This is a genomic window from Frankia sp. CcMO1, assembly GCF_977945845.1.
This window is the reverse complement of record NZ_CDWTMG010000226.1, coordinates 1-8061: the sequence shown is the minus strand read 5'-3', so window position 1 is coordinate 8061 and position 8061 is coordinate 1. Positions and strand designations below refer to the sequence as shown.

At 71.8% G+C, this 8061-nt stretch carries 5 protein-coding genes and 1 pseudogene; 3 read left to right on the top strand and 3 right to left on the bottom strand.

Features of this window, described 5'->3' with window-relative positions; all coding sequences use genetic code 11:
• Positions 1 to 320: 320 nt before the first annotated feature.
• Together AC08OU_RS20065 and AC08OU_RS20060 are read right to left on the bottom strand one after the other, a co-directional pair.
• Positions 321 to 527, bottom strand: a complete 207-nt coding sequence (locus AC08OU_RS20065; RefSeq protein WP_476601517.1) for a DUF1918 domain-containing protein — start codon at positions 525 to 527, stop codon at positions 321 to 323.
• Positions 528 to 669: 142 nt separating this feature from the next.
• Complete coding sequence (locus tag AC08OU_RS20060; RefSeq protein WP_476601513.1) at positions 670 to 1890, bottom strand: acetyl-CoA C-acetyltransferase; 1221 nt, start codon at positions 1888 to 1890, stop codon at positions 670 to 672.
• 214 nt (positions 1891 to 2104) lie between these two features.
• Between AC08OU_RS20060 and AC08OU_RS20055 the strand changes: the two genes are divergently transcribed.
• The gene (locus AC08OU_RS20055) at positions 2105 to 4000 is read left to right on the top strand and encodes a C2 family cysteine protease (protein ID WP_476601514.1); all 1896 of its coding nucleotides are present in this window, start codon (positions 2105 to 2107) and stop codon (positions 3998 to 4000) included.
• A gap of 21 nt (positions 4001 to 4021) precedes the next feature.
• Here AC08OU_RS20055 and AC08OU_RS20050 read toward each other — a convergent pair whose 3' ends face one another.
• Positions 4022 to 4948, bottom strand: coding sequence for a universal stress protein (locus AC08OU_RS20050; protein ID WP_462188662.1), 927 nt, complete (start codon positions 4946 to 4948; stop codon positions 4022 to 4024).
• A gap of 1094 nt (positions 4949 to 6042) precedes the next feature.
• Here AC08OU_RS20050 and AC08OU_RS20045 point away from each other — a divergent pair.
• Together AC08OU_RS20045 and AC08OU_RS20040 are read left to right on the top strand one after the other, a co-directional pair.
• Entirely contained in the window at positions 6043 to 7476 is a 1434-nt protein-coding gene (locus AC08OU_RS20045; RefSeq protein WP_476601515.1) for a hypothetical protein, read from the top strand.
• Positions 7477 to 7780: 304 nt separating this feature from the next.
• A pseudogene (locus tag AC08OU_RS20040) lies at positions 7781 to 8061 on the top strand (RNA-guided endonuclease TnpB family protein); the annotation flags it as partial.

The following is an 8061-nucleotide window of genomic DNA, read 5'->3' as shown; positions in this document are numbered from 1 at the left end:
GGCCCGGACCCGTGCTCCGGGCCCGACCCGTGGTCCGGGCCCGAGGGGCGGCCTGGCTCCGACCGGTGTTCGAGCCGGCCGGGATGATCGGCTGGATCGCCGGTGGACGGGGAAGGCGTAGGCATCGGTCACGCTCCGGAGCTATCTGTGTTGCCTCCGGATCGACGCGCGTTACCTGTCGGCCCGACGGCTGTGTCCCTGCTGTATAGCGCAGCAGGTCACACCGCCTGAAGGCCCCGGGGCAGCCGATTTCGCCGGAAAATGCTTCAGGCGATTAACATGCCCTGGGCCTGGCTCCCCGCGCTCGGGCGTGCCCGGGGTCAGACGCCCGCGGACTCCCGTGACGGTCGGAGTTCGACGAGCGAGTCGTAGCTCGGGAAGAAGAGCCCCTCGTGCCCGTCATCCCAACGCACGACGAACGGCGGGCGTCCGTCCTCGCCGCGTACCTCGACCACGGTCCCGTGTCGTTCTGGGCTGCCCACCGTGCGGCCGTGGACGACGAACCTCTCTCCGACGGATGCGAACATCATGATGGCCGACCTCCCTGCCGGGCGATCCGGTCTGTTCTGCCTGGATGCTCCGGTGACCGATCGCATGCGCGTGCTCTCTGCCTAGCACGAGGTGCCGGTCGCGGCATATTCGGAGTCCGAAAGGTCGCGAATTCCCGGCTCAGGACAGCCGCTCGACGACCAGCGCCATGCCCTGCCCGCCGCCGACGCACATCGTCTCCAATCCGATGGTCGTGTCGGTGGTGTGTAGTCCGTTCAGCAGGGTGGTGAGTAGGCGGGCGCCGGTCATTCCGAACGGGTGACCGAGCGCGATCGCGCCACCGTGCACGTTCAGCTTCGCGACGTCGAGCCCGAGTGCCCGGTAGGCCGGGATGACCTGCGCCGCGAATGCCTCGTTCAGCTCTACCAGGTCGACGTCGTCGATCGTCATCCCCGCCCGGGCCAGGGCCCGCCGGGACGCCTCCACCGGGGCCAGGCCCATGATCTCCGGTGACAGCGCGCTGACGCCGGTGGAGACGATCCGGGCCAGCGGGGTGATGCCGAGCTCGCGGGCCCTGGTGTCGCTCATGACGATGACCGCAGCGGCTCCGTCGTTGAGCGGGCAGGCGTTACCGGCCGTGACGGTACCGTCTGGGCGGAACACCGGCCTGAGGGCGGCCAGCGCCCGCATCGTGGTTCCCGGCCGGGGACTGTCGTCGCTGTCGATCACCCCGCCGTCGGGCAGCGGCACCGGAATGATCTCCCGCTTGAAGAAGCCGTCCGCGACGGCCCGCTCCGTCAGGTTCTGCGAGCGGCAGGCGTACTCGTCCTGTTCGAGGCGGCTCACGCCGGTGAGCTGGGCCACGTTCTCGGCGGTCTGCCCCATAGCGATGTAGACGTCGGGCAGCTCGCCGGCCGCCCGGGGATCCGTCCAGGGCGCGGACCCCGCCTGCGCGCGGGCCGCCGTACGGGCCTGGGCCTCGCAGTAGCGCGGGTTCTGGGTGTCCGGCAGGCTGTCGCTGTTGCCCCTGACGAAGCTGCTGACGACCTCCACCCCGGCGGCGATGAACGCGTCGCCCTCTCCCGCGCGGACGGCGTGCGCGGCCATCCGCAGAGCCTGCAGGGAGGAGGCACAGTACCGGGAGACCGTCGTGCCGGGAACGGTGTCGAACCCGAGGCTGACGGCGACGACGCGGCTGATGTTGTGTCCCTGTTCGCCTCCGGGTAGCCCGCAGCCGATGATGAGATCGTCGATATCGGCCGGGTCGAGGGCCGGAACCTGGTCCAGGGCTGCCCGGACGATGACGGCCGCGAGGTCGTCGGCCCGCATCCCCCGCAGCGAACCCTTGAACGCCCGCCCGATCGATGACCGGGTTGCGGCGACGACGACGGCCTCGGTCACATGCCCTCCCAGTTCTTGGCGTTCCCGGCGTTCCCGGCGTTCCCGGTGTTCTTGGCGGCAGGATCGCGGGAGCCGCGGTCCCTGCGGCCAAATGATCAAAATTCTAACGCGGACGAGCGCCCGCGGTCGCGGGTGGCCGAGCCGACGCGGCGAGGGGGACCCGTCGGGTTACGCTTTGATCATCCCGTCGCCAGCGAGCCGGATGGCGTGCCCGATGCGAGCAGACCTTGGTACACCCCGTGATGTCGCGGCCCTCGCCGCGGCCGCGGGCGAACTGCGCGAGCGCGCCGCCCGGCTGCGCCGGCTCGCCCCGGAGGTGGCCGGGGTGCTGGCCGGTGTGCGTACCGCCGACACCCCGCGGGCCTGGCGGTCACCGTGGCGGATCCGGTGCGCCGCCCGGCTGGACGACTGGCAGCGGGCGCTCGACGTCGGCGCCGGGGTGCTGCGCGATCGGGCCGGGCTGCTCGACTGGCTCGCCGAGCGGTACGACGAGCGTGCCCACGCCTTGCGCCTCGGTCTCGGCGCGGCTGCCGTGGTATCCGCCGATGAGCTCGCCCGGCTGCGCCGGTTCGACGCGTCCGGCGGCGTCGGGAACGACCCACGGATGTGGATGCTGGCCCACCGACTGGCCACCGGCGGCACCGGGGACGGCAGGCCCGCCGGGATGGTCCCGATTGACGAAACCGTTCTGTTCGATCCGGTCCTGCTGGGCGTCCTGTCCGACCGCCTGCGGGCAGCGGGCGACCGGTCGGCAGCCCTGGCTCGGGCCGTCGCCGCGGACGGGGGACGGTTGAGCCGGCTGCCCGGTCCGTTCGGCGGCGCGGACTGGTCCGGTCCGCACGGCCTGTTCGGGGAGCGCAAACCGCCCGGTCTGGCCGGCTCGCCCGGTCTGGCTGGCTCGTCCGGACGGGACGACCCCGTCGGGTTCGGGCTGCACGCGGTCGCCGTCGGAGCGCCGGCCATGGCGCGCGGCATCGACCGGCGGATGGCGCGTTTCGCCGCAGCCGAGCTGGTCGCCCGCATCGGCACGGATCCGGCGGCAGTGACCGTCAATGATCTGGCGGCGATCAGCGCTCGGCTGGCTGGCCTGTCCGCGGCGATGCGCCAGGCGGCCATCTCCCGGCTGCGCGGCCGGCCCCTGGCGGTCCTTGCCGCGGTGGCCGCCCGGGTGATCGAAAATCCGGGCCCCGGCATCCTTCGCTACCTGCCGGCGCTGGCCGACCTCACCGACACCCTGATCGCCGGGGCCTCCTCGGCCATGATCGGAGACCTCCTGCTGGCTTTCCCATGGCTCGAACCCGGCTACCCTGTCGTCCGCGGACGCCCCGGCGAGGTCGTGGCGGTCGACCGCACCGGCGACCCGACGGTGCGTGACGGGATCAGCCCGAGCGATGTGGGGCAGGGCGGCGTCGCCGACTGCTACCTCGTCGCGGCGCTGATCGGCATCGCCCGCCAGGATCCTGGGCTGCTCGCGGAGCGGCTGCGGGCCAACCCCAACGGCACTGTCACGATCACCATGCACCCCCGCGGACCGGCCGGCGCCGGCGTGGGCGTCACCGTCACGGCCGCACTGCCCGCTCGTCGGGTCCAGCCGCCGTACGGGCGGTCAGAGGATCGATCGGAGGATGAGGTACCCGGGCCGCAGGCGCCGGGCACCTCCCGGTCACGTGCGGCCGGGTACGAGGAGGTCGCGATGGACGGCGACGACGCGGCGGGACGGCCGGAGCTGTGGCCGGCGCTGTACGAGAAGGCCTACGCCCGGCTGCACGGCGGCTATCCCGCCATCGAATTCGGAAATGCGGCGACGGCCCTGCGGACGCTCACCGGGCGATCGGCGCACGTGCTCGCCGCCCACGAGGCGACCGTTCCCGCCCTCGGGGAGCTCCTCGCCGGCGGCGAGGTGGTGATTGTGACCACCCGGCGTCGAACCCGACCTGGCGGGCTCGTCGCGGCGCACGCCTACACCCTGCTCGCCGTGGACGCGGCGCGCCGGCGGGTGCTGCTGCGTAATCCGTGGGATCCGGCGCCCGGGCAGAACAACGAGCGGTGGTACGCCTGGGACGGGATCCTCCCGGGCACGCATGCGGTCGTGCACGGCCCGACCCGTTGACGACCGGTCGCCGCTGCCCCGCTACCACTGCCGAATGATCGCCACCGGGGTGGGGCAGTGAAGCATGCACTGGTGGCTGACCGATCCCAGCAGCAGCTCGGCGAAGCCGCCGTGACCGCGGGCGCCGACGACGACGAGATCGCACTCGCGGCCCTTGACGATCAAGGCCTGGGTGGCCGAGGCGGGCACCACCACGGCCCGTAGGTCCAGTCCGGCCGGCAGTTGGCCGCGGTCGCGGACGCCCGCGATGGACTCGTCGAGCACGGCCCGGGCCTGGTCCTCCAGGGCCTGGGTGATCTCCCCCGGTGCCTCGGCGAACGGCAACGGGATCGCCGCGAGCCAGGCGTGCACGGCGATCAGCGGAACCCCGCGCAGCGCGGCCTCCCCAGCGGCCCAGGCGAGGGCCGACAGTGCGTTGGGGGAGCCGTCCACACCCACGGCGATCGGCCGGGACAGTCGGGACGGCGCGCCGGCCGGGATCGTGCCTTCGGCGGCGGTCGCACCCGAGCCGATGGTCGCACCCGAGCTGGCGATGGCGGCCTCGACGTCACCGCGGGCGATCACAACCGGAACCGTGGCATGTACGGCGACGGAGGCACTGACCGACCCGATTCGCAGCCGGTGCAGCAGTCCCTGCCCCCGGGCACCGACCACGATCATGCGGGCGTCGCGGCCGACCGTCAGCAGGGCCTCCGCGCCCGGCAGGTCCACGGCTTGCTCCGCCACGGAGACGGTCGATCCCGGTGGCGTGACCGCCGTCACGGTCTTGTGTAGCGTCCGCTCGGCCGCCTGCGCTAGACCGGCCCGCATCCCGGACTGTGCCGTACCGCGGGCGAAGCCGATCACGGCTCGGATGCCGCACCCCTGCCACTCCGCCTCGGTGAACGCCCAGCGCAGCGCCGTGTGGGAGCCCGCGGAACCATCGACCCCGACCACGATGTCGGCCATCGTCCGCCTCCTTCGAAGCCCGGTCCGGGATACCCGGCTGGTCGGCCTGGAACCCCGTCCGCCAGCGGGGGAGGCCAACGCGGAGTGGAGCTGCCCGCCGATCAACAGCTTCCGGTGTTGTTTTCGTGTGTTCGAGCCAGGTGAACCCTACGTTGGGCCATCCTTCCCACGCATCGGCATGATCCATGGTGGGAAGTGGTGAATGGTTGGGTCGCGGGTCCCCGGTAACCCCGTAGTCGGACCGGAAGCCACTGGGCGCCAGCGGCTCCCCTGCCGTGATCGATCGATAAGACGACGAGGTACGACCATGGAGATCCACGATCCCTGTCGTCGGCGACGGTGGTTGGCTTCCGTTGTGTGGCGGCGGGTCGATCTGGTGAGGTGGCTGTTCCCGTCCGGCCTCGCCGGGCAAGGACGAAGAATGCCGTGACCGGGCGGTCCGGTTTCTCCCGGTGTTCCGGTTCCCGGCGATTTTTCTTGTGCGCCGAGTCCCGTCGTCGTTCCGGCTACCGGTGGGCTGGTTCAACCGGTGAGCGCGCCCGGACTCTCCTCCGCACGTGCCGTGGGCAGGGTGTACCCGGGCGCGGTCACCGCGCCGGCCATCCCTCCGGCGCGATGGAGGGGGGATCCTCCACCCCGCCGGGTCCTCCTCCCCGGGGATGCCGTCCCGCCAGGTGACGCAGTAATAAGAATTTGAAGATGACGGATTCAAAATCTGGTTCTGGTGTCACCAGATGAGGTTGAAGGCAGGGAGAGGAACTGCTCGGGAGGTCTTTCAGGATGGCCCGGTGTGGCCTTTTCGTGGCCGCCGGCCCCATCTTTTGCTTTGCGTCAGTCGCGCGATGTTTGATGCGTCTGTCGCACCACGAATCCCCAACGAGGGTGATGAAGTCATGTCCTCTTCATGTGAATGTGGTGGCCCTCCCCAGGAGTCTCCCGTCCAGGCACGGAGTACCGTGCCTGGACAGACGTCGACCGGTCCCCGACTCACCGAACCCGTCCAGGTCGGCATGATCCCCGGGCAACCTGCCCTGATCCGCTCGGGCGGGCGCAGTCCGTCAGCTTCGAGTGACCCCGCCGAGGAAGGGAGGCACGTGGCGTCGGCCGTGACCCAGCTTGCCCTCCCCGGTGCTCTGGTTCTGGTCCGTGCGCAGGAGTCGGGCACGCTGGTGTCCGATCGCGGGGGATGGCAGCGGGCGGTGCTGCGGGCGGCCCTGCCGTCGGCGGCGAAGCTGGTCGCGTTGACGCTGGCGAGCCACGTCGCCGAGGTTCCGCCGGCGGCGCCCGCCGGTGCCGCGGTGAGCGCCCCCGGCCTGGTCACCCTGGTCGCGGAGACCGGTTACAGCCGGACCCACGTGCAGCGCCAGATCACCAGGCTGCGCAACCAGGGCTGGTTGGCGACGGTGGCCCGGCCCGCGGCCGGCAGGACGACGCGGTTAGCCCTGAGCATCCCCGAGGCCGCCGTGCGGGCAGGTGAGGTCCGCTTGGTCGAGGCCGACGTCGCCTCCTCGTCGGCGGCATCGGCCTCGGCGGCATCGGAGGCCGGCTCCGCAACCGCAACCGCAGCCTCGGCCGCGCCCGCCCGTCGGCGCCGCGGCGGTCGCCGTAGCCGGGTCGGTATGCGGACGGCGTCTGCGGTCGGCCGTCGTTCCCGGGCGATGGCGTCCGTGGCGAGCGATGGCTCGCCTGGTACCGCCAGCCCGGCGGTCAACCTCGCCCCCTCGAGGGGCGCCGACCGCCCGGACCGCCCGGACACCGCCGGTTCGGATGATCCGGACACCGCCCGTTCAGAGCAGCCGGAGCCGGGTGACACCCGACCGGACGGCGACACCCAACCGGCCCCGGCCGTGGGCACCGTCGATCCCGCCACCCGCGGGGCTGTGACGGACGAGCCACGCGTCCTGACGGACGAGACCACTGGGGCAGCGGACGCGTCGACCCCCGAACCGGAGCGGGCCGCCCCGACAGTCCCGTTGCCCCCTCCGCCGCCCGAGCCGATGACCCTGGCCGCCAGCCAGGTGATCACGGTCCTCGCGAACGCGATGCGGCGCCCGACGTCCGACTACCTGGCCATCTACCAGAAACTACGGGTGATCCTGGAGGAAGACAGCTGGGAACCGGTCGAGCTGGCCCTGCATCTAGTGCACATCATCACGACCGGTGTCCTGGTCGGGGACGGCGACGAGATCGACAATCTGTCCTGGCGGCTCGATCGCCTGCCCAGGGCGTCTGCCGACTGCAACTGCCGCGCCTGCCTGGAGAACCGGGGGATCAGGACCGGACCGACGCCGGGTTCCACCGTCCCGAACCAGGGGCGCGGGCGCTACACCCGCTCCGCGAAGGAGAAGGGACCCGCGCCCGGACGCCCAGGATGGGAGGCCTACGGGTCCCGAGCCGCCCACCCGGAATCCGAGGCGCCGCCCGTGTCGATCCCGCGGCCACCGCTGGAGGCCATCGAGGAGGCCGCTCGCGCGGGACGCGCGCATGCCCAGATGGCGAGCCAGTCGGCGGCTGACGGCGCGGCCTGAGCCGGTCGACCCGTGGTCCGGCTCGCCCGCCGCAGCGCGCGGCGGCGGGCGGCGGATGGTGACGGTCGGTGGCGGATGGTGTTGCATAGTCCCAGCGACAGCCCATCATGGGAAGTCATGGTGACCCAGGAACGTAGCGCGCAGGCCCCGTCTTTCAGGGCGGGGCTAGCGCATCAACGACAGCGTGACAGGCAAGCCTGCTATCCTGTCACTTATGGGGTCGAAGGTGGTGAAGCGGGCGTACCGCTACCGCTTCTAGCCGACCCCGGAGCAGGCCGCCCAGCTCGCGCAGACGTTCGGCTGTGTGCGCTACCTGTACAACCGGGCGCTCGCGGAACGGCACCGGGCCTGGTTCCAGGAGCAGCGGCGGGTCACCCACGCCGAGACCGACCGGATGCTCACCGGCTGGAAACGCGACCCGGGCACACTCTGGCTCGCCGGGCCATCGAAAGGGCCGTTGCAGGCCGCGTTACGGAACCTGCAAACCGCCTACGTGAACTTCTGGGAGAAGCGCGCCGGCTACCCCTCGTTCAAGAAGAAGGGCAAGACCGCCGATTCAGCGGCCTACTCCCGGAACTGCTTCAC